Here is a 24,723-nt window from a genome sequence, read left to right on the forward strand (position 1 = left end):
TACATTGGATCCCTGCAGTCTGCCTGGCTGAACGAAAGCGCCACGCTATTTCGCCGGAAGTACTACCAGAACGGAAGCCACGCCGGGTTCATCATGTACATGACTGATGCAGCTCAGAACCAGGAGGACATCGACGAGCTCCGGAAAGCGCTCAGGGAAAGTAAGGGCCCTGGCAACTTCAAGAATCTGTTCATGTACGCGCCCAACGGCAAGAAGGAAGGCCTCCAGGTTATCCCGGTGAGCGAGGTCGCTGCCAAGGATGAATTCTGGAACATCAAGAACGCCACCCGTGACGACCAGCTGGCCGGCCACCGCGTGCCGCCCCAGCTCATGGGCATCATTCCCACCAACACCAGCGGCTTTGGCGATTCGGAAAAAGCCGCCCGAGTCTTCGCCGCCAATGAACTGGAGCCACTCCAGGAGCGGTTGCTGGAAATGAACGACATCGTGGGCAAGGAAGTGATCCGCTTCCGGCCGTACAGCCTGGGCGAGCCCACCGCCTGAACCTCTTTCGACGACTGCGTCAGCGTTTGGCCACCTTCGGGTGGTCTTTTTTTGTGCCCGAGATAGGCCACCCCCGGGGCGCGGTGCCCACACCCGACGCTCGCGGTCACCCCGCCCCGCCTGCGCGCTCTTGGTACCGAGGTTTTTCAACGGCCCGGAATTCCAAACGCTGCATGAGCTGTAAGTCATTGATTGATGGTCTGCCGGGTCCTGAGAAGTAGGGGGGGCTTCGGAAAAGTGTAACAACGTAACAGGGGCTGAAAATGGCTTTCAGGTAACTGATATATATAGAAAAATCCTGTTACACCTAAAGTGCAACAAAACGTAACGGAAATGCTACATCGTTGATTTTATTAGGGTAGATGATAGCTATTTGTTACAGGTAGAAAGTGTAACAACGTTACGTTTTTACCTTCAAAAATGTAACAAGTAATTATCAATAAAATCAGATAGCTATAAGCAAATATTACACTTATTACAGTTGTTACACTTTTCCGAAGCCCTCCTGCATTCTGAGCCAGCCCGCCCAACGCGCACGCACACACGCGCGTATATCACTCAAAATCGCCGCTCTTTTATAAACAGAGTTCAGGCAATAAACGGAGCTGGTCTGCAGGCGTGAATGTGAGGAGAGATCGTATCAGCGGAGAATACGCACGGAGAAGTCGTCCTGTTTCTCCTGGGCGGTGCCATCGGCCAGAGCGTGGAGGTAATCGGCGTACCACTGCATCATCTGCCGCCGTTGCCGAAGGTACTCGGCTTTGTTGTAAACACCAGAGACACCACCCTCAACGTGCGCCAGCTGGCGTTCGACAAAGTCCTTTCGCCAACCGTGATCGCGCAGCAGCGTTGAGGCCGTGTGTCGAGCTCCGTGGCCGACCAGCTTTCCCTTATATCCCATCAGGTTCAGCGCCATGTTGAACGAGGTGTGGCTGATCGGTCGGCGTGAATCTCGGCTACCAGGGAACAGCCAGCGGCAATTGCCTGTCACGTCAGATAAGAGCTCAAGCCATCGCACGAGTTGAGTCGGCAAGCTTATGACGATGTCCAGGTCCTTTTTCATTTTAGTTCCTGGAATAGTCCATAACGCTTCGTCCAGATCGATTTCAGGCCATTCGGCATGCCGAACCATGCCTGGTCTACTCGCTGTTAACAGCAGCATCCACAAACCAACTCTGGTGTTGAACGTGCTGTTGGATCGGTGGAGGCTGTTCAGAAAAGCGGGGAGCTCTGGCTCCAGCAGGAAAGGGTGGTGTTTTGTCGGTGGCGCCTTGCGGGCAACCTCGCCCAGTTCACCGGCCGGGTTGAATTCCCGGTGGCCGTGGGCGATCGCCAGTTTGAAGATCTGGTTCAGCCAGCTCCGGACCTTCTTCGCTATTTCGAAGGCCTTTCGTTCCTCGATGCGTGACTGGACCTTGGTGCACTGAGCTCGCGTCACAGTGTCTATCTTGTAGTCGCCGAGAATCGGCAGGATGTCATTGTCCAGGGCATCCCGCATCAGTCTCAGAGTCTTCGGTGCGAGATCATCGCCGGATTTGCGCCGGTACCAGTCCTCGGCGACCTCTCGGAACAGCGGTTTTGAGCGTTTGCCCTCGCTGTATTCTTTCAAGTCGACACCGCTGGCCGCTTTCTTCTGCAGAGCGTAAGCCTTTTCCCGGGCTGCCTCGCCGGAAACATTCGGGTAAGATCCCAGTCCAAGCCATGCCCATTTACCGTTCGGACGTTTGTATCTGAGGTTCCAGGACTTGGTACCGTTGGATTTCACCCGGAAATACAGGCCAGGACTGTCTTTTTCGCGATAGTCCTTGCTTTCAGGCTCCAGGTTGTCCAGAACTGTATCGGCGAGCGGCCGTCGCTTGATCTGTGACCGTTTCATGCATTGATCCGGTGTAGTTTGAGCACAGGTCTACAAGGCGGGGCCAGGTATACAAAGGGGTATACATAAAAAAAGGGGCTGGCACGGTGACGCCTGGTTAAATCAGGTGAACACTATACCAGCCCTAACGAGCTTTCAACGAGAGTTCTAGCCAAGTACGGTTACACTCGGTTAGCCTCTCTAGCTCCTGATGAGGGAGTTTTCGGAGCCAATAAAAACATGTGGTTACAGTGGGTTTTGGCTCAGGTATACAAATAGGTGTACACGAAGCTAGCTCCTGTCGTCCTCCTGCTCGGCGTCTTCAATCAGCTGTTCACTGTACCGATAAACATCCGATAGCCGGAACATAACCCGTGCCATGCGGCCATTTCCGGCCTTGTGTCCCTTCGGACAGCGGTCGTCACGCTTCCGCAGACGGTCGAATTCGGTGGGGCTTCTGCCAATGATCGCGGCCGCCTCCTTCCGTGAGACCTGAACGTACTTCGGATCGAACCGCTTGACCGGTGGCGCCTCCCGCTTGCTGGTCTCTGTTTGCATCATGATCAGGCTCCTGTCTTGCTTTCGTGTTGCTGGTTTCCTTCGCGCCGTTTTTGCCGTCCGAGCCAGCGCTGATAGTGTGCTTTGATCTGCCGGAACCGGGTGGCGGCCTGAACGTTGTGGTCCAGCTCGGCGCGGCTGCTGATGTTGCAGGCGGTCAGGATCAGGTCCCGGGCGTCTTCCTCCGAGTGGGTACCATCCGGAATGTGAACGCCGCCTTTGTGGCTCTGAGCCCTGTCGAGGTAGCGCCGGAACTCTGGGTTCTGGCAGAGCATGGCTGCCGATCGGGCCAGGTGACCGCCTTTGACGTTATCCACATGGCCCCCCTTCACACTCCTCTGGCTGGTCCACGATCATGATGTAGTCGACACCAAAACCAGCGAACCCTGCCATCGTGGTCACTCCAAGTGTCGCGCCGGCGGCGAACCAGAACCCGATACCGAAAGCCAGAGCGGCACCATTTACCATCCGCTTGAATTCACTCATTGAGCGGTTCCTCCGTTACCTTGTTCAGGCCGACTTTCTTAATCCCTGCCTGAACCGCCCTGATGATGCGGCATAGGTACTGGTAATCCGGGTTTGGCTTTTCTGGAATGGCGTACCACCATTCGGGGCCGAAGATTTCAATCATGGCTTTATCATCAAGGTCATGGGCAGACTCGGCATTGGACAGCCGGCCAGCGGCGTCGAAAAGTTCCCGGGCCTCCTGCTGATTAATCTCCTGATCCCGGCGCATTTGACAGACTTCCGACTGAGCCTTTGAGGCCAAGGCCTCATAATCGTCAATGCCACCTCTGATCGAGCTAAGCTTGCCAGCGATGTAGTGTTCATCGCATCGGCAAAAGAAAGTTGCTATATCCTTTGCACCCATTCCACCCCAATATGCGCTCCACGACTGGCCATAGCATTCAATGATGATCTTGCCTTTGCCTGGCTCGAAGTTCTCGAGGATCACTGACACAGGATCCAGCTTGTGTGGTTCGCCCATTAATTCGGTCAGATTCAGCTTTTGAACCGTTGATAGCTCTACCTTCATCACTCGCACTCCTTCAGCTGGTTCGCGCAATCCTCATGTACCAGGGCGACAGAGCCAGCTGCCGTTCCAATATCGACCAGTTCACCTCTCATGATCGGCTGGTCACACAGAGGACAAAGTGGAAGCTCCTCTGGATCAATCGCTTTGCTGATATCGATCATTGATCACCTCCTTCTGCTAGCGCCTTCTTCCGTCTCCGATCGATGAACTCCTGGCGCCAGTCCAGCGCCTTTTCGCAGGCCTGCTCGTAGCTCTCGGCATAGATCCACTTCATGCTGTAGTAGCCCCAGGACAGGCGGTGGGAATCAGCCGTGATATCTTGTGGTACCGGCGTGGCGAACTTGACCAGGTAGCCGAACTTCCGGTTGTCGGTGAGGTGCTCGAAGATCAGGCCTTCGTCGTCCAGGTCGTAGGGCGGCTCGATGCCGATCTCTTCCCAGATCCGGTCTGGCTCGTATTCCATGAAAGCTTCCCGGGCAATGTCTGGCCAGGCATCCTGGGCCAGCATGGTGGGGATGTGGATGATGGCTTCTGCCCGGATGTTGTTTTCGAACATCATGTCGATCATTGCTTCTTTCACGCTGCGTTCTCCTGTTCCAAAACCCGCTTGCGGTCTTCCAGGTAATCTCGGTTAACCTGCTGCCACCGGTCGTATCGCTCCTGGCTGAAACCCGGTCCGGCCATGCGGGTGATGATTTTTTGGTTGTCGGTGACCTGGCGAATGATTTCGGCCGGCGCGTACTGGTAGTGCCAGAGTTCCAGCGGATCCTCGGGTTTCTTGCCGTGCCAGGTCTGGCAGATCCAGCCCAGGTCATACACCTGGTCGGTGCGTTGGGCGTTGAGCGCATCGGCCCGGAGCTCGTGGTACAGGTTCTCCACCTGCTGGATGTTGTAGCTGGGCAGGTCGAACAGGCGGCTTTCCATCCAGCTTTTGCCGTCCTGCGCCCGGCACAGGGCCCGGACTCCGACGAACCAGTTGCGGGGGCGATTCACCAGGTGGTGGGCGAGGTCTTCGCCCATTGTGATCCAGCCAAACGGGGACCACCGCTCAGCCGTGGTGTATTGTTTGTTATCCACCGGACTGGTCAGGCCCTCCCAGGTCCACACCCGGGAGTTGGCGAACAGGCGCTGGTCTCTGGCGATCGCGCTGTGGTTCTTTCTGCGGTTTCGTTTCCTACTCATCGCTTGGGACCTCCGCAAGATTCTTGATCACAGCCCGCGCAGCCCTCGCGATCGCTTGTCGGTGGCTCCTTTTCTCAACTCCGCGCTCATTCATCAGCTGAAGAACACCAGTGATTCGGCGAAGCGCGTCTGCCTGGTAGTGGCGAAGCAGTCCGTCGAGTGTCGCTTCACAATCGGCGACGCTCGCACCGATCATTCTGTGCATGTCCTTTTCGATAACGCAGACCGAATGGCGATGCAGACGCTGTTGGCAGGTACCGTCTTCCCGCAGCCCCTCTTCAAACTCCTGCTTGGTGACTGTTTGCATGCTCATGCCGCCTTCTCCTTCAGCTCGACTTCGATGGGCTTGTTCAGTGCTATCAGGTGATCCAGGTAGCGGATGAATTGTTCCAGACTGGCCATGCGGGCCAGGTATTCGTCGTTCATCTCGTTCTTATTGAGCCAGTCGTAAAAAGTCAGTCTGATATCGATCTCGGCCAGCTTGTCCGGCAACTCAATGCCGTCCCTCCATTCAGTATTGGCCGGCATAATTCTGATATCGGTGCTTTGCGTATGGCCGTGAATATTCAGGTGAGCCTGAACAATGCCGCGGCGGTTCAGCACCATGCACTGCAGCAGCACTTCCTCCGTGGCCAAGTGCAGGTTTTCGATCATTTCTTCTTCGGTTAGCGTCAGCATTTTCATTATTTCTCCTCGGCCTTTCCGGCCTGTCTTTATCGGTAGTTCCTGGTCTTCGCTTCCAGCAGCTGCTGGCACTCCACGCAGGTGGGGCATCCGGGCAGCGCTTCCCGCCGTTTGGCCGGGATCTCGACACCGCATTCCTCGCAGTAAGGGTCGTCGCTGGTGGCGGTTGTCCGGTTGCGCTGGTTCTCCAGGGCCAGCTCGATTGACTGTTCTATGTAGTCGCCAGCGATATCGGCTTTATCCATGGTTCAGGTGCTCCGTGGCTTCGGGGTTCAGATCGTTGGCCGGTACCAGTCGCACCAGGCCGGCTTCCATGCATGCGGCGGCTTCCTCGATGGAGTCGAAGATCAAGACCATGGCCACGCGGTGGTGGCAGCGGCCGTGGTCTTCGTTGATCACGGTGAGTTCGCCAACGTCATGCAGGCGGGCTTCCGGGGTGGTCTGTGTTGTGATTGCGTGTTCCATACTGCTCTCCTGTCTTTTGAAGAATGGGTAACCCCAGTCCTATCACGTGTTTTCAAAGTGCAACCCCTGAAGGGTCAGTTCACCCAGCTCGCCGTGTTCCGGGTGCCTTCCGGCTGGTGTTGGGCGAGGCCGAGTTTCCGGCTTACGGCATTCAGGCCTTTCACAGTGATGACGGTGCGGCCGTAGTGGATGTAGCCGGCCACTGGATGGCGGTACATCTTGGTGATCACGCGGAACACACCCCGGCCACGCCAGCGGCTCGTTGGCAGGTTGTCTTTGCCCAGCATTCCTTCCTCGCGCAGGCGGCGAATCAGTGTGTTGCGGCCCATGTTCAGCAGGGCGGCGGCTTGGTCGAAGGTGTATTCCACGGCGTCCTCCTTACACTTCTTTCTCGAAGATCCAGCACCGGACTGACTGGCTGGCTGACGAGTTGAGGCTTTCACGGATGGCCGAACGCACGGTCCGGCTGCTGTCTATGAACTTGCGGCTCCGGCTGGTTTTCAGGTGCCGTTTCAGTTCAGAAATGGCTGGAATGCGGAGCTTGTTCTCGGCGCACACTTGCTCGAAGTGCTTCAGGTTCACGGCGATCAACTTCTCGTTCTCGCCGTAGTGATTCAGGGTTGGGGTGCCGTTCAGGCCCTCGATGAAGTCGTAGGCCTCCCAGAATTCCTGCACCATCGGGTGGTCAGCGTTAACGGAGGTTTGGCGCTCCTTGGCCATGTCGATGATCATTTCCCGGGCCGGTTCCAGGTAAGATTCGGGCAGAAGATTCAGCCCTTCAGGGCCCAGGCAATCGATCAGGGCGGTCATCTGGCCGTGGTTCTTGGCAATCCGGTGAATGCGGATTTCCGGAAGTTCAGCTAGGGCCTTTTCGTACAGGGGCGCCCGCTCGCACACCAGGCGCATGATCTGTGATTCCGATGTGGTGGCATGCAGGGCAAAGCCAGAGACCTGGTTCATGGGCCACCGCTCCAACTTCTCGGCGAGTGCTTTGGTGGTCTCGTTGTGGTTTTCGCGGGTAACGCTCACGTGAACGATTCGCTGTAGCACCGCATCGCTGGCGTTCACCTGGGCGTTCTGGCTGATCACGATGGCGCCACGGAAGGGCGGCTCGTAGGTGTCGTTGCCGCCGTTCTTCTGGCCACGGCTGCGCACGCTGCGGCCGTTGTAGGCGGTTTTCAGCTCGTCCCAGTCGAACTGCTTCTGCTTGGCGCCGGCTTCCTGGTCCCGATCGGACTCGATCAACACCACCGGCAGGTTGGATACCTGGGCAAAGTTCCGTGCCCGGGCGGCGAGGGTGGCCTTGCTCGGGTCGAAGCCCTCGTAATCCTGCCGGCCTACAAGCTTCCACAGGAACTCGATGAGGGTGGATTTACCGGAGCCCGCCTCACCGACGATCTCAATGAACGGGAAGCTCTTGTGTTCCTTCCGGATCTGCTCGGCGAACAGGCTGCCCAGCCAGTAGGCCAGGGCAATCACACCTTTCGGGCCGAAACACTCGGCCAGATCCCGGGCCCATCCGCGTTGGTAGTCGCCTCGATCTTTATTGATGGAGAGAGAAACCGACTCGGAGAGCGTCTTCACGCTCATGCGGCCGATGTCGTAGTAGTCCTCGTTGTTGAGCTCGTGGATCTGTCCGGCGTGCACGGCTAGTTCCGGGAACACCCAAGTCTCGTGCTCTTTGCTGTAGCCGATGAAATCGATGGTCTCAACGGTTTTGATGCCGCTGATCTGCTGTTTCAGCAGACGGTCCAGCTGCTGGCTCGAGCCGGTCCACACGGCACCGGGGGCGATACCCAGCAGGCGCTTTTTGAACTCGCTGGCGCTGGCCAGCTGGCCACCGCTGAAGGTGTTCTTCACGGGCCGGCCGTCGTGGGGGAAGTCCACGCGGTAGTAGTACCAGGACTCGTCCGTGACTTTGTTGGCCAGGTAGTACAGGGCGGTGGGGTAGCAGTTGGCGATTTCCACCACGGCGTTGCATTGTTCCAGGGCCCGGTCGACCATCTGGCGGTCTGTCAGCGGCTCGTCGCTGTCCTCCAGGTCCCGCATGGCCCTGTGGAATTCCTCCATGTTCAACTTGAACCAGAACAGCCGGTTGTTGAAACCGAACGGGAATTCATTGCGCCCGGTGTGGCTATACATCCGGTTCGCTTTTTCCTGGGCGCTGCGGGCAATCACCAGGTCGCCCTGGTACAGAAACTCCTTGGTGGTGGGCTCGCCGTCCTCGTTGATCAGCTCGCAGCGCTGCCAGGCATCGTTCCAGTCGCGCTTGTGCTTGCCTTCCTGGGGGATAACAGCGGCGCCAACCTTCCAGCCCTGTGACCGGGCGATGTTGGCGAACTTGCGGATGTAGCGAACGCCGGCTTCGTCGCCGTCCATGGCCCAGATCAGGCGGGGCAGTTCCTCGCCGGCTTCCTCCCGGGCCTTCTGCAGTTCGGCCAGGAAGGTATCCGGGTAGTTGTTGCAGCTGAAGGCAGCCACAGCAGCGATACCGGCGTGGTATAACGCGGTAGCATCGAAGATGCCTTCCACGATCCAGAGCTCTTTGCCCTGAGCCAGATCCAGCCCGGGCGGTACCCAGGCCAGGCCCTTGGTTTTACTGCCGTAGTTGAAATGTGCCTTTTTCTTGCCGAAGCGGTGTGGTTTGTCGATCAGCCGCTCCCAGTAGTCGCCCCGATCGTTGATCTTGAAGCGAACAGTGGCGGAACCGATATTCCGGTCTCGGTCCCAGTATTGCTCCTGGGTGTACCAGCCCCGGACTTTGGCCAGATCAAAGCCACGGCCATGCACCATGTAGGCGTCCGCCACTTCGGTACCGGTTTCCTTTTCGCCAGGCTTGCGATCCTGGCGGCCGTAGCGCTCCGTCCAGCTGTCGAACAGATCCGGGAACAGCTCCTTGACGTGGTGCTGCTCGCCGCACTTGCTCTCGCGGCCACACTTCACCATCCATGGGGTCTCGGTTCCCACGAAGGCCTCGCGCTTTCCGCATGAAGGGCAGCGTAGGCGGCGGAGGAATGAGCCCCGTTCTACTCCGTCAAAGTCGCTCTGGAGCCGGTACAGGATGTCGGCCCGTAGTTGGTCTTGCATTCGGAGCGCTCCGGATCAGGCGGGGAGATGGATTGCTGTGGCCTGGTCCCTGAGCTTCAGCAGCTCCTGAACCGAGAAGATGCTGGTGCGGCCAGACTGGTCGTGAACCACCACCGTGTTGCCGGTAGTGAGACTCACGTCGACATAGGCCTTCGGCTGTTTGGTGCCTTCCAGATCGTGCCAGGCACGAATAACCAGCAGGGACGCCCGGCGGCGGGAGCACTGGTATTCCTCCATCAGGCTATCGACGGTCATTTCGATGCATTCCCGGGCATCTGTGCTGCCTTTGCGAAGGGCCAGAAGCTGGGAATAGGCGGCGTCAGTCATGCTTTGGGCTACTGCGTTCATCGCGTTGCGTCCTTCTTTTTAGGTGAGTACTTCTCGTAGGCCAGCTCCATTTCCTGCTGGCATTGCTCGCGGACTTCTGGAGCGAGGGGGATCTGGCGGACATTGCCGTCTGGGTCGAGAGACAGCCGATCGGTATGGGTGAGGAACACCACGCCTTTGTATCCGCAGTGGTCCGCGTCCTGGCAGAACACGTAAAGCTGCCGCTGTGCCGAGATCATCTGCACGCTGGTGCGAACTCGGCAGACACCGGCGCAGTGGGGGCAGAGTATCCGGAGGAAGTTGTTCCGGACTCCGGACTGGAGCCGCTGCTGGTTTTCAGCATCTGGGGTGCTCGGGTTCTTGGCCTGCAGCACCGGCCCATAGGAGACCTCCACGGAGCCGCGGTATCCGCATTCGATGTTGCGGCACTGAACGAAGGCATCTTTGCCCTTCTGCTGGATCGCCCTGCTGGACTGGATCGAACAGGATTCGCCGCAAGCCGGGCAGCCGATGGTCAGGTAATTGCGGGTTATCTGGTTGAGCTTCACTTTCTGGGGCCTCCTACGGCATGAAGCGCCCGGTTTCTGCCGGTCAACTTCAGGCTGGCTCCTCGCATGCGTTGTTTGATCAGCCACTCTGCGGCCTGATCCATGGTTTCCAGGCCCTGCTGTTTTCGAATGGTGTCCAGCAGTTCGGCCTGTTGGTCCGTCAGTTCCAGGGTGATTTCCGGCATCGTTTGAGGACCTCAAATGGTGCGAATGTGGGCCTCGGAAAGTGGCGCACCACCGGCCATGCTTGGAGACGTGGGCAGAAGTGCCGCCTCAGCCTGAGCGATCAGCATCTGGCGTAGCAGGCTGGCTCTGTCGGTACCGGTGTAATCCACCAGTGCGTTGATCACGGCGGCCTCGTAGTCGTCCAGATTGAGGCTCACACGGTGTTTGCGGATGCGTTTGGGGTCCTGATACATGCGGCTACTCCTTCAGTGCTTCAGGCAGACGTTTTGCGCTGGTAGTCATTCAGGCCTTGCAGAAAGAAGATGCGGGCCTGGGATGCCAGGGAACGGCCTTCCGCCAGGGCGGCCTGCTCCAGGGCGGAACGTTCTTCCGTGAGAAGGCGAAGCGCGATCGGCTTCGCAGTTAAAACACCGACGGGTGCGCGGTGGCTGGGACTGGGTTTTTTTGCACCTTGCATGGTGTATCCTCTGTGTAACGCTGAATTACACAGAAGGATAAACGCCATTTGGATAAACAATCAACCAAATGACGGATGAAATTTAACTATGGAAAACTATCTGACTGATAAAAGTCTTTTGGCTGAACGTATATTAAGCCGAATGAAAAGTGTTCTTGGTGTCACGATGGACAAGGATGTCGCGGCATATTTCGATATTAAGCAGGCAAGTGTTCATAACTGGCGCAAGCGAGGGACGGTTCCATACGATCAGTGTGTCCAGCTCGCTATGGATAAAGGTATTAGTCTCGATTGGCTGATTATTGGCCGAGACTCAGACGGTCAGGTTGACAGTTTTCCAGTCGCTCAAGATGTTGAGTACACCGAAGTACCGCTTTATGACGTGGAAGCAAGCGCTGGCAATGGCTCCTTCTTCAGTCATGAGCGAGTGATTAGCTACATCAAATTTCGCAATGACTGGCTCGCCCGTGAGGGTCTTCATGCAAAAGACCTGGCTTCTATTCGAGTCTCTGGAGATTCGATGGACGGCACACTTTCTGATGGCGATACAGTCCTGATCGATTGTTCCAGGAAGAAGCCCGATGGTGTTTTTGCTATTCGGATTGGGGATGCACTCCGAATAAAGCGTTTGCAGACCATGGCTGATGGCAGTCTGCGGGTGTCCAGTGATAATGCGCTGTATCAACCTGAAACTATTCATCCGGAGAACTTCGGGAATATTGAGATCGTCGGGCTGTGCTACTGGCGCGCGGGCCGGGTGTTTTGAGGGAAGCTGAGATAAAGGGAGTGGTGCATGGACTTGGCAGTTGTACTGATGTTACTGGCATACATGATTATGAGTTGGCGACTCATTTGCCGGTATACAGTCTCTAAGGGCGGAAAGCGTTGGGTTGGACACGGGCTTGGCGCCATTTTCGGCCCGCTGTTAGGTGTCATTGCAGCTCTTCCAGTTGTTCCTGGTAAGGAAGAACCTGCCACCTTTGTTCATGTGTTGATTGGCTCGTTGATACTGGCTGTTTTCTTCCTGGCTGAATACCGAACAACGCAGACTTGGACCGCACCGGTGAAGCTGAGAACGGCTAAAGCCAGAAAACAAGAGCACAAGACGCAACCCGCAGGCACCGGTACCGAAAAAGAATCTGAGCCGAAGGGTCGGGGGGGACTGACATTCTCGCTGCGTGATACGGCTGAACTTATCCTGGCGGATGATGTTGTTGACCAGCGCGAGGCTGAGCTGCTTTTAAACCTGCTGGATAAGCAGGAAATCCTAGACTTTGATCCCGCCTGCCGGGAACTGCACCAGGTGCTAATCGCCAGCCTGGATGATGGCGTACTGGATAATGAAGAAGCTGAGGAAATAAAAGCGATCCTGAGCGAGATCTGCGATCGGCCGATCGCGCGACCGGCCAAGCCGGAACCAAAGAAAAAATCGTTACCGAAGAAGCCAGCAGCAAAATCGACACATAAACCGAAGCGCTCGAAGGTTGCTTCCAGGCCATCAGTTACCGCTCAGCGAAAACCAGAAGTGGGAGATATTCTGGCGTTCGCATACACAGACTCGAACGGTGATACCTCGGATCGAGAGGTTGAATTCCGCGCCATGACAAAGAAGAACGGCGTGTCTTATCTGAAGGGTATCTGCCAATCGCGGAGAGCGTTCCGGACATTCCGGTCTGATCGCATGGATTTCGTTTGTTTTGCCGATACAGGTGAAACTCTTTTTTAGTGGCGGATCATTTGCAGCGTTATCTCTGTGCGTTCGTCGATCTGCATTCACTGATTAGGGAAGTTAATTCAAATTACAAAGGAGCGTTTTAGTGCCTTCAGCTGTTTCAATTCAATCAGAAGAGCAGTTTTATGAGCTGGTTCAAAATATCGTTAACCAGCAGGTCGATCTTCCGGAATTCAGTGATTGGAAGTTCGAAGGTTGGCCTACCGTATCGATCGTCGTCGATGGGGCAAGATATCACTCCAGTCTGACACCAGGTCTGCTGCAGGGGTTCCTAGATTTCCAGACAGAGTTCTACCGTGCTTATGCTCAAATCAAGTATGGTTCTCCCAATCTGCAACGATTGACCAACGCAGAAAAAAAAGAGCTTGAATTAGTTTTCCAGATTTCCGAAGGATCTTCGGACGGTGAAATTGATATTTCTGACTACATAAACCAAGTTCTTGATAACACATTTGAAGTGGTGAGTAGCATGCCTCCCGAATACCAGCTCGCTGTTGTCATCGCCTTAATTGTCGGTGCATCCGGTACGTACCTGATCTCCAAGGGTATTACTGCGTGGACTGGAAAGGTCGACGCTGACAAGGAAAAACATCGAGAGGAGCAAGAGACTGAACGCCAGAGTAACGCGCTGTCTCAAATGAAGGAGATGGCCATTGAATTGGTAGAAAAAACTGATGCGCCCAGAGCGCAGCGTTTCCTGGAACATAGCAATGAGGCATACCGGTCAGTTGCCAAAAAGGTGCCAGATGCCAGTGAGATTTCGTTCGCCGGTAAAACGCTATCGTCCATGGAAAGAGAATTCCTTACATCCAGCGAAAGTGTGCGGCGCGAAAGGGAAGAAATTGTCAGCGAAGTTATGGTTGATGGCCTGAAAAACGGGGAAGAATATATCAGCATTCAGGTGGTTCGGGTCGACCGGGAAGACAACAGCTTTACAGTGAAGGCTGACAAGAACCTCATCAAAGGGGCAGAAATTGATGCTCTCCTGAAAGCATGGAAAGACCATTCAGCGGTAAAAATCAAGCATCACGCCTTAATGGAGAGTGACGATGTGGTGCACTCTCAGTTCATTAGCGTGCAGGAAGACATCCGACCGGAATCTGAAGCCGCCAACTCTTAGCCTTTCCAGTCAAAATTCATTGAAGCGTCTCCGCTTCTAAACTCGTAACCAGGCCGCCATCACTCAGATTGTGACTGGCCCTGGTTACCACCCATTCCCGCCCGTTGATCTGCCGCTTGAATCCTTCCGCCTGTAGTCGCCACTCCGGCCCAACATCCGGCCTACCTGTGGCCAGCGTTATCGATAGCTCAGCCTCCCCACGGTTTAGCCTGCGTAGCTCTGCCTGAGCAGCGGCCTTTGCCTCGCTCTCATTGGCATAGGTGCCTCGCAGGCGTTTCACCCGTTCTTCCGTGCCCACCTGCACTTGAACCTGCTGGCCGGCGTCGACATCGTCCCAGAAAGCGATGACACCGGTGTAGCCGTCGCGATCGGTTTCGCGGTAGGTACCGCTGTCGCCGCTGCGAGGCCTTACGGTTATGGAGGGCAGGGCGGTACCGCCGGCGGTGGCCGCTTCTCCTCGAGGAGTGAATAGCAGCCGGCCGGCCTTAACTGTGGCGATCGCGTCGTGGCGTTCTCCCAGGCGAGTGAGCAGATTCAGATCGGATTCGTCGGTCTGGTCCAGGTGTTCGATGCTGATCGAAGCCAGGCTGCCGCCGATTACGGGCTCCAGCTCGTTTTCCCGGGCGATGGTGGTTACCAGATCGCTTAGGGTTACCTGGTCCCAGCTGCGGGTTCGGCGTGTGGGCAGGCCGTTGCGCATGTCGGCGCTGCGGGCGGTGATGTTCAGTACATTGGGTGCCCAGCTGTAGGAAGCCTCGTCGACGATGAACAGGCCCTTCTCGAATAGCGGCTGGCCTCTCCACCCAATAGCCAGTTGGATCTCAGCGCCCTTGGGCGGGATCTCCAGGGCGTTGTCGTGGTCGCTGAGGGTGAGGGACAGTGTGTCAGCCTCATCCCCTGGTGTTTCATCCAGGGTAAGGTCTATCAGCCTGCCGTTCACCGTTGGAGTGATGTTGCGGCCGTTTACCACCAATCGATAATCAGGGGCTCGGTGCTGCATCAGGCGATGCCTCCACTATTGCGCCTGGGCTGGTAAAGCCCGAGCCCGATCGCGGCATCCCGGCTGGTGGCGGCACGGTCGCGGAAGGCCTGAAAGTCGTCCTCGTCTACCCGCACCAGGTTGATGGTGAAGTCGATCTTGCGGGGTACCCCATCGGAGAAGAACACGGTGCTGGTTTCTTCAACGCCAGTGACACACCAGAATCCGAACACCCGGCCAGAGCCTTCAATCAGGGGCCATGCCTTGCCTTCGTCGGCCATGATGCGCACGTCGTCCAGAGTTACGCGGCCGCCGGTGATCTCCGGGTAAAGGGTGCCACTGAGAGTGATAGTGTCCTCACCCGGGCCCAGGTATTGGTAAGCGGGGCGCTGACCAACGCGGCTTTGGCTGGGGTGCCGCCACTGGGTGCTGCGCTGCAGCTGCTGATAGGGCAGGGACTGCACTTCGAAGACGAACATTCCGAGGGTCATCATCATGGCGGATTACTCCCTGTCATACAGTGCACTGCGGGCACGGGTGGCTATACGGCGTTCGCGATCCTGCAGGATCCGATCAACCTGGGCCGCTATCTCTCGTTCGCTTTGCCCTGGTGCTGCATAGACATTGATCGTTACGCTATCGCCAGCAGTGGCTGCAGAAGGCGTGCCGGTGGCGATCGGTGGGCGGTTGTCGAACTGGACGCCGGCCGCAGCGGGCAGGGCGGACGCGCCAATGGCAATGCCGGCACCTACACTGCGCACTCGCTTGCCGAACCCGCTGACTTGCTTCAGTGCCGCCGGTTCCTGTTTCTGGATACCTTTCCGGTATCCCTCGAGGGTGTCCTGGCCAGCGCTCATGAATACCCGGGACGGTGACTTGATCCCGAGAACGCCCTTAAACCAGCCGATGGTTTTCTGGCCTGCGTTCACGATGGTGTCTTTCACCTTTTTCAGGCCGCCCAACAAGCCACCCACCAGACCGTCCATGATCATGGAGCCAAAGCCGGAGAACTTGGCTGGCAGGCTCTTGAAGAAGTCCATGATGGCGCCCCAGTTCTTGTAGATCAGGTAACCGGCGCCGGCGATCGCGGCGATGATCAGACCGATGGGGTTGGCGGTAAGGGCTACTCCGATCGCTTTGATGCCAGCTGCAACGGCCGGTAAACCGCCGGCCAGGCCGACGACTGCACTGGTGGCCATGAAAATGGCCTTGCCGAAGGCGAGGATGGCCATGATGGGCTTCATGGCAAGAACCACGGCCAGGATCATCCCCAGGTTATCAAACCCGCCGACCATGGCAGCCAGGTTGCTGGTGATCATGCCGAGGGTTTTGGCGGTGGAGGCTGCTCCTACGGCGATGTCACGCAGCACCGGGATGGCGTTCTTGAGCTTGGTACCGAAGTTGGAGGCGAAAGCGCTTATCTGGTCCCGGTTCTCTCGCATCCAGGAGGACAGATCGCCCATCATATCGGTGATCGCGGGCATCAGTTCGGCGCCGATGGTGTTCTTCATTCCAGCCATGCCCAACTGGGCGTCCAGCATTGCATCCTTGAAGGCTTCCGCGTCTCGGGCGGCCTGTTCGCTAAGCACATAGCCCGTGGCTCGGGCATCGCGTCTCAATGCCTGAAGGCCTGAACTGCCATCCTTCAGCATGTTGACCATGGCCACACCTTCGCGCCCGAACAGTTGAGCGGCGATGGCTACTCGCTGTGACTGGTTCTCCACGGAGGATAGCCGATCGGCCACTACTTCCAGGCTTTGTTCTGGGGTCAGCTTGGCCAGCTCTTCAGCGGACAACCCCAACTCTTCGTAGGCGTTGCGGGCAGCGCCGGTGCCTTGGGTGGCTTCGCCCATTCGCTTGATGAACCGTTCCAGACTGGAATCGAATTTCTCGGTAGACACGCCGGATCGCTCAGCGGCGTAGCGTAGTTCCTGGAAGGGGCCAAGGGCGATACCGATTTTGTCGCCCGTCTTGGCTACCTGGTCGCCCAGGGTGGCGGTAGAGTTGGCAATACCGAAGATGCTAGCAGCAGCAACTGAAGTTGCCAGAGCTGTGCGGCGGCCGAACCGGCCTACTTCACCGGTCATGTTGCTGAACTTTCCGGATATGTCGGCCTTGCCCAGCTGATCCAGGTACTTCCTCTGGCGCTGGATTCGGTTGTTGGTTGTCTGCATCTGATCGGCCAGGCGCCGTTGCTCGCCGGATAAGTTGCGAACGTCCACGCCGGCATCGCTCAGCCGCTTGCGGACTTTGCCCAGTTCCTTCCGCTGGTCCTGTCCCTTGCGGGTGAATTTCTCCACCTCCTGCCGGGCCTTGTTGTACTCGTTCCGAAGTTTGGCGGTGGGCTTGCTGGTTGTTCGGAGTTCGTGGCCCAGGCGGCGAACGCGCTCCTGTGATTCAGCCAGGGCTTTAGAGTTCTTGCCCAGGGCATCGTCCATCCGGCGGAAGGACGAGATGTCGCGTTGTGAGTTCTGCAACTGCTTGGTTTCCGCCTGGGCCTGTTTCAGCGCCCGGGCGGTACCGGTAGTGGTTGCGTCGATCTTCTTGAGGGGTTTGGTGAGCTTGTCTCTGGCGGCGAGTACCACCTGCAGGTCGAGGTTCTTGGCCATTACTCCTCCGTCGAGCTTCGCCTGCGGGCGTGTTCCCGCCACTCCATGAGTTCAGAAAGGGGCATGTCGTTCATGTCTGACGGCCGCCAATGGAAGATGGCGGCGATGTCAGCCATGGCTTCATCTACGCGGTGCGGGATTACCCCTTCAACCGCTTCGGCAGCAAAAAACCAGCGATCTCGGTACCGCAGGCGGCCAGATCGGCCGGGTCCATCTCCCGCACTTCCTGTTCGGTGAGGGTGGGGTTGCTGATACGCGGTAGCACCTTGGTGATGCTGTCTACGTCCATGTTGATCAGATCTGCCAGGGACAGACCCCGCAGTTCGCCAGAGGCCGGCTTGCGGAGGGTGAGCTTGGACACCTCCTCCTGGTTGCGCTTGATCGGGGTATCCAGCTCGACGGTTGCAGTTACGGGCTTACTCATGAATCAGGGTTCCTTACAGGCCAATGTTGCTGCGGTGTTCGGCCAGGCGATCCTGGCCACGGATGCGCTCAACCATGCCGGGCACGTCGATCTCGACCACTTCCTCACCGCCGATGGTGAGCTTGTAGTAGCTGAGCGTGGTGGTGACGGACAGGGTGTTGTCGCTGCCAGGCTCGGCATCGCCCATGGCAATTTCTCGGTGACGGCCACGGACCACGATTTCCACGGGCAGGGTTTCTCCGGTGTCATCGCGCTGGTAGCTGCCGGAAAAGCGCAACAGGTCGGCGTCCAGCTGGCTGGTACCAAAGTTGTCGAACAGGCCCGGGATGATGCCCGCCGGCGTCCACTGGAACTCCATCTTTTCCATGCCCTGGTCGATATCTACCGGGGCGTTCATGCCGCCGCCACGGAACTCTTCCATCTGGCGGACCATGGGCGGCAGGGTGAGGGAGGCGATCTGGCCCTGCCAGTTATCGCCGTTGCCGAACAGGTTAAAGTGCTTCAGCTTCTTGGGAAGTGCCATTGTTCAGCTCCTTATGCATTCACGCGGGCGGCGAAGTCGGCCAGGTACTGGTCGGTGATCCGCTGACGGAACAGCAGGTTCTCCAGCGGTGGTACCGGGGTATAGTCGTAATCGATGTACAGCTTGCCGGCCTTCAGGGTGTCCTTGGTGTTGATCTCCGGATCCAGCCAGGCGCGTGCATCCACGATCAAGCCCAGGAGCTTCAGCTCGCGGAACTTGGCATTGATCCCTTCCACGATGTCCTTGGCCAGTGATGGATGCATCGGTTTGTCCACGGCCCACATGTGTGCCTCAGCGATGGTGTCGGCGAGGATCTGCGCCGTGCGGGTGTAGTTCTCGAAGGCGAACAGCGGATCCGAGCTGCAGGTCCGGGAACCCCAGAAGCGGAAGCCGTCACGCTGGATCAGGGTGGTGACTTCGTTGGCGTTGAGCAGGCCGGCATCGGTGTTCGGGTCCTGCAGATCCCAATGCACGTCCTTGTCGATGCCCGTTACCCCGTTTACCGCCACGTTAGACAGCGTCTTGTGCCAGCCCACCTGCTGGTCGATCTTCGCGCGCAGGCCCATGGCCCGGGCCACAACGGCGGCTTGTTCTTCGGTTGCGGTGTTGACGTTGAACGCGATGAAATCCGGCCAGATTAGCATCAGTTCCCGGGCGCCAAAGCCGTTACGGTAGAGGATGGCCTCAGAGATGGTCTGGCAGTTGTGTGCGTAGGCGTATGCGAATGCCCGCAGCTGCTGGGCAATGGTGATCAGCTCAGCAGTGACGTTCTCGGTGTCGAGACCAGGAACACCCAGAATGCGGGGTTTTACGCCTAGGTTCTGCTCGGCGGCCAGCAGTGCCTTCATGCCCGTTTTCTTGCCCTGGGCATTAGTAGTGCCGATCACGTTGGCTTCGGTGTCTTGCTCAGTCTCGCCCTCAGCAACCCGAACGACAACCATGACCGGTGAGGTTTGGTCACCGATCGCATCCAGTGCCTTGGGCAGGGTTCCGGTTGTACCGGCATTGCCGATCGCTTCGTCAATTCGGGTGACCAGAACCGGGGTATTCAGCGGGAAGGGCTCGTTCTCGCCACCGGCCAGTGTGGTGAAGTCCACGGCATTGACCAGGCCGGAACCATCGTTGCCGGCATCGTTGGCCGCGGTGACCAGCGCGGATGCCTCGGCGCTGCCGTTGATGGCGGTGACCACCTGGTTGGCGGTGCTAGTGATCTCTCCGGAGGCATCAGTTGCCAGGGTTACGGTGATGTCGTTGCCGCTGACACTAACCGCCAAAGATTCGGAATTCGCCGCTGGATCAACGTAGCGGACGCGGATCTGGTTGCCGGCGGTACCTACGGCCGCTGCAGTGATCAGCACATCAGCATTGTTGGCAATGGCCGGAACAACGGCTTCAGCCGCCACGCCAGGCAGGGCTTCGGGGGCTGTCGCTACCAGGCCGATAACGGCGGTGGAAACAGTGCGAATGGTACGGGTGCCTTCGTTAATCTCAAGCACCCGGACGCCGTGGTGGTATTGGTCGGGCATGACGCCTCCTGGTGTGGTTCACATGGTAATAACTGCCATGATGAACCTTGAGCCAGTGGCTGCCAGCAAGCGGCTTTGTATGCAAAGGGCTAACAAAATTGGCAAGGTTGAGGTGCTATTGGGGAAGCCGGGCTTCTGAAGCCAAGATGAGTTTTTGAGGGGGAATTCCGGTGGCAAAGCTTGAGCCACCGGACTTTCATTTATAGCAGCTTATATTTAGAAAACTCAACGTAAGCCTTAAAGCCGCTCGGATAGGATCTGAGCAATAATTTTATAGCCCTCTGCGTTGGGATGGATGCCATCCGGAAGGTAACTTTCCCAGTTTGCAACGGCTCGGAACTCGCTCTCCAAGTCGACCAGCATGACATTTGGCTGCGTTTGAGACCATGACCTTAGTTCAGAATTAACGCTTGCATTTCGAGCGTCTATCTCATCGGATCTAGGCAGAATAGTTGCCAGATATACAACGGAGTTTGACTGCTTTTGAAGTAAAGATGAGGCGATAAACTTTATATTGTCTTTGGTTTCCTCAATGTCTCCACGGTCATTAGTGCCGATATGAAGAAGGTAATAGTCTGCCGCCGGGATACCATCGAGCCTATCTATAACCTTCTCTGTGTTATCTCCGCCCTCTCCATCATGACCGTAGCCGTAACCATCAGTTCTGGAACCGGTGAAGATAAAGCTTGGCTTAAGTCGATCAAGCCGGGCGCGGAGTGACTGACCATGACCCCACCATGTAATGCTGTCTCCAACTGTGACTAGGGTTGAAGTGCCATCTTGATCTATATCCTTCTGAACGACTGAGACTTCCCACTGCCCTGGCGGCGCCACAGATCCATTTGCCCAATTAACATAAAGCAATTCTGAAGACTCATCTCCACATCGCTGCCAGCCATGGCGGAAAAAATAATCCCGGTTATTGACTGTTACTCGATAAAGGCTGTCGAAGTTAAAATTATCTACTTTTCTGTCATACAAGGTCGGATCGCAGATGTTCCCCTCTGAGCTGTCAAATCGAATATTATTTTCAGAAGCACTTTCAATCAAAAACTGACCTAAGTCTGCTACTAGCTCGGCAGGAGTATCAAAGTCCAACTTCAGTCCTATTGAAGTGCTCTCTTGGCCGCCTCGCTCTGAATCATCAACCTTTTCCAACTCAGAGGTAGAGTCACCGCTACCTCCGCCGCCGCAGGCAGACAACATAAATGTGCTTGCGAATACCCATAAAACTACAGTCGAAAATCTCATCCCTGCCCCTAAGCTATTGGATTCATAAACTGACCTGAGTATATAGACGAATCCATCGACACCCAACCGCACTATACTGATCGATGGCCAGAGAGATATTGATAGCCCTCTGTGTAGGTCCTATGGCAAGAATGCCGGTATCACATAAACTTGCCCGTCCTCAGCCACCACTTTTAAATATTTTGAGGGGCTTGCTGGCAACGCTGCAGCTGCGCCCGCGGAACCAACCGTCGCCTGGACGTTAGAGGCCGTTCGCCAGGCGGGTTTTCCACTTGAGTCAATCGAAAACAGGTCATTGCCACCCGCGTCTTCAACAGTCAATCCGTAACCTGTTCCCCGGTTCCGAATGACTACAACAGGGGAACTCGACAAGCCTTTTTTGTCGATAAAGACAGTGTTCCCTCCGTCTTCTTCGGTTGTAATGTTTAAGCCGAAATCCCAGCCGAAAACCTGGCCTGCGTAAAACCCGTCGGAGTCCAAGGTGGCGGCAGAAATTTGCATCGGAATACCAGGCCCGGTCTGGGTTAGCTTTATGCCTGTTCCACCCGAGTTTTTTACATCGAGGGCGATGCCCGCATTAGCCGCGTGCTGTCGAATAACTTCGAGCGTGCTGTTGGCATTAGGAGCTGGAGTCTGAACGCTCATGCCCTTTGAATTGGTTCCTACGACCGTGAACACCGCGTTTGCCATTTCCCATACATAGTCGTGCCGCAACCGCATTCTGGTAGCGAGATTCGTCATCAGCTCAAGAAAATCACCCTGTGCTGTGGCAGGCCCGTTGGGATTGCGTGTTGGATTGCTGGTGTTATTAATCCGAACCATCGGCTGGTTGTCGGTGTTGTCCAGCCACATGAAAGGCCCAACGTTACTATATTGGTGTCCAACGATTCCCGATCTAGCACCGGGGTTGTTGTGGACATCGAGCCCGTAAGTCTGATTGTTACCTGATCCCGATCCATCGGCGTTATGCTCGATATCAATCAAGCTGCGTGCCTCGCCAACCGAATCTTGAAAGACGTTGGGTTTGTTAAGACGCGGAGCTCCGACCCATTCGGCACCGGTTAATGCTGCTTCATAATCCCCGTTACTAACCTGTGAAGATCTATGGTACATAAAACTGCCATCAGCTCGACCTGAAACTGCAGTTTGAGTTATAACCTGGTCGCCGGCATCGACATAAAGAATGAGTCTGACATTTCCACTACCTGCGGGGGCATTTGCTGAAGAAAGGACTCCAGCGTCATCTCCAAACGCCAGGTATCGGCCAGACTCTGTAGCTAGGTTGAAATCGTTACCGGGTAGATCTTTGATTCTGTGAAATTCGTTGTTATGGGCAACGAGGAGTTGACTCACATATTCACGTGTCGCCAGTACTACCGAAGGGTCGACCTTCAATGTTACGGCAGCCGTGTCTGAAACGATTGAGGCCATACGAACCACTTGAGTCCTGCCACTTCCCTCGGCCACTTGAGGTTTGTATGTCGGAGGGGTGTTACATAGAAAAATAAGATCCCCGTCCTCGTCGAACAGACCCATCTCTCGAATCCACCATCCGCCTTCAGATTCAGGAATTACCTGCTCAGCAATTAAGACGTTTGAATTCTCCGGATCCACGGAAAATGAGTTCAACGGTGCTCGACGTCTTTCTGAAACCAGCGCTGTGGCATTAGGGTTCGGTATTGGCGTGCCTTGAGCTCCCGCTCCCTCGCCATCCCCAACCGCCATTTCAGTAATGGCTAGGGGAATTCCTAAAGCCAATGCGTTCGCCATTTTGGCTTCGCCAATGTTCGTGGGGATAACGTAATAATCAGCCATGGTTAACGCTCACTGTATCGATTATGTATTGTCCGGTTCCGATGTGGTTGTTTCCGCTCACTTCCAGTGGGCCGGGAGGTAATGGGTAAACCGTTAGTTCATCGCCAGAATATTCCTGGGCACCAATGTGCACTTTGCCGCCGACGTTAAGCTTTATCGCCAAACCGACCAGATGACGACTTACAGGCTTTGCGTCGGCGATCAGTCGCTCCATCTCTTCGAAGGTGGACTCTGTGATGCCTTCATCTTCAAGGCTGATGTCCATGGCAAAAGTGCCAGGCTCGCCCTCGGGATCCATCTGCCACCATTCGCTGATATTCAGCACGAAACCGAAGGGCTCAATGACTCTTCGAAGGGCGCTGATGGTTCCCTTCTTTTTGTGAAGGTAAAAGCTGGACGCGATAACCTCGCGCTTTGCCTCTTCGGTCCAGGCCGGGTCCCATCGGTCCACGCTGAATGCCCATGCCAAATACGGTAGGAAACTGGCTGGACAGGTTTGTGGATTCCATAGGGTGCGTAGCGGAACCGGTACGCGCTGAATTTCTGCCAGAGCCTCAGCCGCCGCTCGCTCCAATGGCGTGGCGTTGCTGGGTAGCAGCGGCGTGCGGTCCTCACTCATCGGAACCACCAATCACAACGCTGAGGTTGGTGCAGTTGGCCGCTTCGGTTTCGTCTAGGACCACGTCCGCCACTGGTGAGGCAAGCTCTACTCGCTGTACACCTTCAACGTGTAGTGCTGCGTGTAGGGCAGAGATGCGTATGTCCCTGCCAATACGGCGCTGTGCGCTGATGTACTTTTCCAGTGAATCCTGAGCGGCTTGCAGGATCGGTTCCTGTTCCGGGCCCGGGTAAACGTAAAGGGTGGCGTCCACCTGGTAGTTGACGATGGTGGCTGACTGAACGGTCAAGCGATCGCCAACCGGGCGAATGTCTTCAGCAGACAAAGCAGCGTCGACGTTGTCGATGATCTCCTGGCTAGCTGTACCATCGCCCTCGGTGGAGAGCAGGGTGACTTCGACATAAGCCGGCGTTGGGCTTATTGCCCTTGCATCGGAAACCCGGCCATCGGCAGACAGGGCATGGAATTCGTAAGCCTTCGTGGGGCCAGCAACGCTGAGGCCTTCCCATGACTGCTGAGATCGCAGCCGCAGGCTTTCGTTGGATTCGTAGGTTGGTGGTACCGGCGGTATGGCGTTCGGATCGCCGGGATCAACCATCAGGCGTTCGGTTTCGAAGTTGGAAACCAGGTTGTCCAGGTCTTCGTCCTCGGCAAAGGCCAGCATGTTGGCCACTGCCGCTTCGTTTACCCGCTTACGCCACACCAGCTCCCGGTAGGCATTCTCCTGCAACTGAATGGTGAGTGGTTCGGATTCCAGGGCGAGCGTTTCCTCCACCTCCTGGCGCCGATCTTCAGGTACCAGGGAAAGCAGTTTCTGTTTCCGTTGTTCCAGGATGGTTTCGTAATCCAGCTCCTCGATGACATTAGGCTTGGGAAGTCTGGACAGATCAATGGGTCCGCTCACTAGGCACCCCCTACCGGCACGCGGATCTGAGCGGATTCACCGGTGTCAGTCCTGGTCAGTGAAATCTCAAGGGTAAAGCGGCCGTCTTCACCCATAGTTCGGTTGACGTTGCCAACGCGAACCCGTGGTTCCCACTGTTGAATGGCAACAACGGCCGCGCTGTAAAGCCTGAGCACGGTGGCACGATTCAGGGGCTTATCAATCAGCTCAGGGATCAACGAACCGAAATCCCGGCGCATAACGCGAGATCCCAACGGTGTTGCCAAAATGGTACCGATGCTCTGACTGATATGCGCTGTTCCGGACAGGTAACGGCCCGTCTCTGCATTCAT

Annotated in this window: 34 protein-coding genes and 1 pseudogene; 4 read left to right on the top strand and 31 right to left on the bottom strand. The window is 56.5% G+C overall.

Annotation, left to right across the window (positions count from 1 at the left end):
* Window positions 1-504, top strand: a 504-nt coding sequence (locus QZ534_RS16425) for a phage portal protein (protein WP_296935970.1), incomplete at its 5' end; no start/stop codon positions are given.
* A 640-nt stretch (window positions 505-1,144) separates the two neighbouring features.
* Here the strand turns inward: QZ534_RS16425 and QZ534_RS16430 are convergent.
* The 19 genes from QZ534_RS16430 to QZ534_RS16520 all read right to left on the bottom strand — a co-directional run bounded on the left by QZ534_RS16430 (window position 1,145) and on the right by QZ534_RS16520 (window position 10,889).
* A complete protein-coding gene (locus QZ534_RS16430) occupies window positions 1,145-2,380 on the bottom strand; it encodes an integrase arm-type DNA-binding domain-containing protein (RefSeq protein WP_199453309.1) in 1,236 nt (411 codons plus the stop codon).
* A gap of 270 nt (window positions 2,381-2,650) precedes the next feature.
* Entirely contained in the window at window positions 2,651-2,920 is a 270-nt protein-coding gene (locus QZ534_RS16435; protein WP_296935975.1) for a hypothetical protein, read from the bottom strand.
* A 2-nt stretch (window positions 2,921-2,922) separates the two neighbouring features.
* Window positions 2,923-3,234 carry a hypothetical protein gene (locus tag QZ534_RS16440; protein WP_296935977.1) on the bottom strand — a complete coding sequence of 104 codons (312 nt, stop codon included), beginning with the start codon at window positions 3,232-3,234 and terminating at the stop codon, window positions 2,923-2,925.
* A complete protein-coding gene (locus QZ534_RS16445) occupies window positions 3,227-3,403 on the bottom strand; it encodes a hypothetical protein (RefSeq protein ID WP_296935979.1) in 177 nt (58 codons plus the stop codon). The genes QZ534_RS16440 and QZ534_RS16445 overlap by 8 nt, the downstream gene beginning before the upstream one ends.
* The gene (locus QZ534_RS16450; RefSeq protein WP_296935981.1) at window positions 3,396-3,953 is read right to left on the bottom strand and encodes a hypothetical protein; all 558 of its coding nucleotides are present in this window, start codon (window positions 3,951-3,953) and stop codon (window positions 3,396-3,398) included. Before QZ534_RS16450 ends, QZ534_RS16445 begins: the two co-directional genes overlap by 8 nt.
* Window positions 3,953-4,114 carry a hypothetical protein gene (locus tag QZ534_RS16455; protein WP_296935983.1) on the bottom strand — a complete coding sequence of 54 codons (162 nt, stop codon included), beginning with the start codon at window positions 4,112-4,114 and terminating at the stop codon, window positions 3,953-3,955. Before QZ534_RS16455 ends, QZ534_RS16450 begins: the two co-directional genes overlap by 1 nt.
* The gene (locus tag QZ534_RS16460) at window positions 4,111-4,533 is read right to left on the bottom strand and encodes a hypothetical protein (RefSeq protein WP_296935986.1); all 423 of its coding nucleotides are present in this window, start codon (window positions 4,531-4,533) and stop codon (window positions 4,111-4,113) included. The genes QZ534_RS16455 and QZ534_RS16460 overlap by 4 nt, the downstream gene beginning before the upstream one ends.
* Window positions 4,530-5,135: a hypothetical protein gene (locus QZ534_RS16465; protein WP_296935988.1), complete on the bottom strand. Its 606-nt coding sequence runs from the start codon at window positions 5,133-5,135 to the stop codon at window positions 4,530-4,532. Before QZ534_RS16465 ends, QZ534_RS16460 begins: the two co-directional genes overlap by 4 nt.
* A complete protein-coding gene (locus tag QZ534_RS16470; protein ID WP_296935989.1) occupies window positions 5,128-5,448 on the bottom strand; it encodes a hypothetical protein in 321 nt (106 codons plus the stop codon). Before QZ534_RS16470 ends, QZ534_RS16465 begins: the two co-directional genes overlap by 8 nt.
* A complete protein-coding gene (locus tag QZ534_RS16475) occupies window positions 5,445-5,819 on the bottom strand; it encodes a hypothetical protein (RefSeq protein WP_296935990.1) in 375 nt (124 codons plus the stop codon). The genes QZ534_RS16470 and QZ534_RS16475 overlap by 4 nt, the downstream gene beginning before the upstream one ends.
* Before the next feature lie 29 nt (window positions 5,820-5,848).
* Window positions 5,849-6,064, bottom strand: a complete 216-nt coding sequence (locus QZ534_RS16480; protein WP_296935991.1) for a TraR/DksA family transcriptional regulator — start codon at window positions 6,062-6,064, stop codon at window positions 5,849-5,851.
* A complete protein-coding gene (locus QZ534_RS16485) occupies window positions 6,057-6,284 on the bottom strand; it encodes a hypothetical protein (protein ID WP_296935992.1) in 228 nt (75 codons plus the stop codon). Before QZ534_RS16485 ends, QZ534_RS16480 begins: the two co-directional genes overlap by 8 nt.
* Window positions 6,285-6,358: 74 nt before the next feature.
* A complete protein-coding gene (locus QZ534_RS16490) occupies window positions 6,359-6,652 on the bottom strand; it encodes a phage antirepressor KilAC domain-containing protein (protein WP_296935994.1) in 294 nt (97 codons plus the stop codon).
* 10 nt (window positions 6,653-6,662) lie between these two features.
* A complete protein-coding gene (locus QZ534_RS16495; RefSeq protein ID WP_296935996.1) occupies window positions 6,663-9,371 on the bottom strand; it encodes a toprim domain-containing protein in 2,709 nt (902 codons plus the stop codon).
* A 15-nt stretch (window positions 9,372-9,386) separates the two neighbouring features.
* Window positions 9,387-9,719 carry a hypothetical protein gene (locus tag QZ534_RS16500; RefSeq protein ID WP_296935998.1) on the bottom strand — a complete coding sequence of 111 codons (333 nt, stop codon included), beginning with the start codon at window positions 9,717-9,719 and terminating at the stop codon, window positions 9,387-9,389.
* Entirely contained in the window at window positions 9,716-10,246 is a 531-nt protein-coding gene (locus tag QZ534_RS16505) for an ogr/Delta-like zinc finger family protein (RefSeq protein WP_199453353.1), read from the bottom strand. The genes QZ534_RS16500 and QZ534_RS16505 overlap by 4 nt, the downstream gene beginning before the upstream one ends.
* Window positions 10,243-10,431, bottom strand: coding sequence for a hypothetical protein (locus tag QZ534_RS16510; protein ID WP_113878899.1), 189 nt, complete (start codon window positions 10,429-10,431; stop codon window positions 10,243-10,245). The genes QZ534_RS16505 and QZ534_RS16510 overlap by 4 nt, the downstream gene beginning before the upstream one ends.
* A gap of 12 nt (window positions 10,432-10,443) precedes the next feature.
* Window positions 10,444-10,665, bottom strand: coding sequence for a hypothetical protein (locus tag QZ534_RS16515; RefSeq protein WP_108019134.1), 222 nt, complete (start codon window positions 10,663-10,665; stop codon window positions 10,444-10,446).
* Between the two features lie 20 nt (window positions 10,666-10,685).
* Window positions 10,686-10,889, bottom strand: coding sequence for a hypothetical protein (locus tag QZ534_RS16520; protein WP_108019135.1), 204 nt, complete (start codon window positions 10,887-10,889; stop codon window positions 10,686-10,688).
* A gap of 88 nt (window positions 10,890-10,977) precedes the next feature.
* Between QZ534_RS16520 and QZ534_RS16525 the strand changes: the two genes are divergently transcribed.
* The 3 genes from QZ534_RS16525 (at window position 10,978) to QZ534_RS16535 (ending at window position 13,741) form a co-directional block, all read left to right on the top strand.
* Window positions 10,978-11,655, top strand: a complete 678-nt coding sequence (locus QZ534_RS16525; RefSeq protein WP_199453351.1) for a LexA family transcriptional regulator — start codon at window positions 10,978-10,980, stop codon at window positions 11,653-11,655.
* A gap of 27 nt (window positions 11,656-11,682) precedes the next feature.
* The gene (locus QZ534_RS16530) at window positions 11,683-12,615 is read left to right on the top strand and encodes a WYL domain-containing protein (RefSeq protein WP_296936005.1); all 933 of its coding nucleotides are present in this window, start codon (window positions 11,683-11,685) and stop codon (window positions 12,613-12,615) included.
* 91 nt (window positions 12,616-12,706) lie between these two features.
* Window positions 12,707-13,741, top strand: a complete 1,035-nt coding sequence (locus tag QZ534_RS16535) for a hypothetical protein (protein WP_296936007.1) — start codon at window positions 12,707-12,709, stop codon at window positions 13,739-13,741.
* A gap of 16 nt (window positions 13,742-13,757) precedes the next feature.
* Here the strand turns inward: QZ534_RS16535 and QZ534_RS16540 are convergent, their stop codons facing one another.
* The 12 genes and pseudogenes from QZ534_RS16540 to QZ534_RS16595 all read right to left on the bottom strand — a co-directional run bounded on the left by QZ534_RS16540 (window position 13,758) and on the right by QZ534_RS16595 (window position 24,723).
* Window positions 13,758-14,741, bottom strand: a complete 984-nt coding sequence (locus tag QZ534_RS16540) for a contractile injection system protein, VgrG/Pvc8 family (RefSeq protein WP_296936008.1) — start codon at window positions 14,739-14,741, stop codon at window positions 13,758-13,760.
* Window positions 14,741-15,217, bottom strand: a complete 477-nt coding sequence (locus tag QZ534_RS16545) for a phage tail protein (protein WP_296936010.1) — start codon at window positions 15,215-15,217, stop codon at window positions 14,741-14,743. The genes QZ534_RS16540 and QZ534_RS16545 overlap by 1 nt, the downstream gene beginning before the upstream one ends.
* 6 nt (window positions 15,218-15,223) lie before the next feature.
* The gene (locus tag QZ534_RS16550) at window positions 15,224-17,329 is read right to left on the bottom strand and encodes a hypothetical protein (RefSeq protein ID WP_296936011.1); all 2,106 of its coding nucleotides are present in this window, start codon (window positions 17,327-17,329) and stop codon (window positions 15,224-15,226) included.
* Entirely contained in the window at window positions 17,329-17,445 is a 117-nt protein-coding gene (locus tag QZ534_RS16555) for a GpE family phage tail protein (RefSeq protein WP_108019142.1), read from the bottom strand. Before QZ534_RS16555 ends, QZ534_RS16550 begins: the two co-directional genes overlap by 1 nt.
* A 23-nt stretch (window positions 17,446-17,468) precedes the next feature.
* Complete coding sequence (locus QZ534_RS16560; RefSeq protein ID WP_296936012.1) at window positions 17,469-17,753, bottom strand: phage tail assembly protein; 285 nt, start codon at window positions 17,751-17,753, stop codon at window positions 17,469-17,471.
* A gap of 13 nt (window positions 17,754-17,766) precedes the next feature.
* On the bottom strand, window positions 17,767-18,276 hold the full coding sequence (locus tag QZ534_RS16565; RefSeq protein ID WP_113878908.1) for a phage major tail tube protein: 510 nt from the start codon (window positions 18,274-18,276) through the stop codon (window positions 17,767-17,769).
* A gap of 11 nt (window positions 18,277-18,287) precedes the next feature.
* Window positions 18,288-19,346 (bottom strand): annotated as a pseudogene (locus QZ534_RS16570) (phage tail sheath protein); the annotation flags it as partial.
* A gap of 693 nt (window positions 19,347-20,039) precedes the next feature.
* The gene (locus tag QZ534_RS16575; protein ID WP_296936014.1) at window positions 20,040-21,053 is read right to left on the bottom strand and encodes an SGNH/GDSL hydrolase family protein; all 1,014 of its coding nucleotides are present in this window, start codon (window positions 21,051-21,053) and stop codon (window positions 20,040-20,042) included.
* Between the two features lie 120 nt (window positions 21,054-21,173).
* Window positions 21,174-22,868: a phage tail protein gene (locus QZ534_RS16580; RefSeq protein WP_296936016.1), complete on the bottom strand. Its 1,695-nt coding sequence runs from the start codon at window positions 22,866-22,868 to the stop codon at window positions 21,174-21,176.
* Window positions 22,861-23,487: a phage tail protein I gene (locus QZ534_RS16585; RefSeq protein WP_296936018.1), complete on the bottom strand. Its 627-nt coding sequence runs from the start codon at window positions 23,485-23,487 to the stop codon at window positions 22,861-22,863. The genes QZ534_RS16580 and QZ534_RS16585 overlap by 8 nt, the downstream gene beginning before the upstream one ends.
* Window positions 23,480-24,391, bottom strand: coding sequence for a baseplate assembly protein (locus tag QZ534_RS16590; protein WP_296936020.1), 912 nt, complete (start codon window positions 24,389-24,391; stop codon window positions 23,480-23,482). The genes QZ534_RS16585 and QZ534_RS16590 overlap by 8 nt, the downstream gene beginning before the upstream one ends.
* The gene (locus tag QZ534_RS16595) at window positions 24,391-24,723 is read right to left on the bottom strand and encodes a GPW/gp25 family protein (RefSeq protein WP_296936022.1); all 333 of its coding nucleotides are present in this window, start codon (window positions 24,721-24,723) and stop codon (window positions 24,391-24,393) included. Before QZ534_RS16595 ends, QZ534_RS16590 begins: the two co-directional genes overlap by 1 nt.

The sequence above is a fragment of the uncultured Marinobacter sp. genome, from assembly GCF_913055835.1.
Lineage (GTDB): Bacteria > Pseudomonadota > Gammaproteobacteria > Pseudomonadales > Oleiphilaceae > Marinobacter.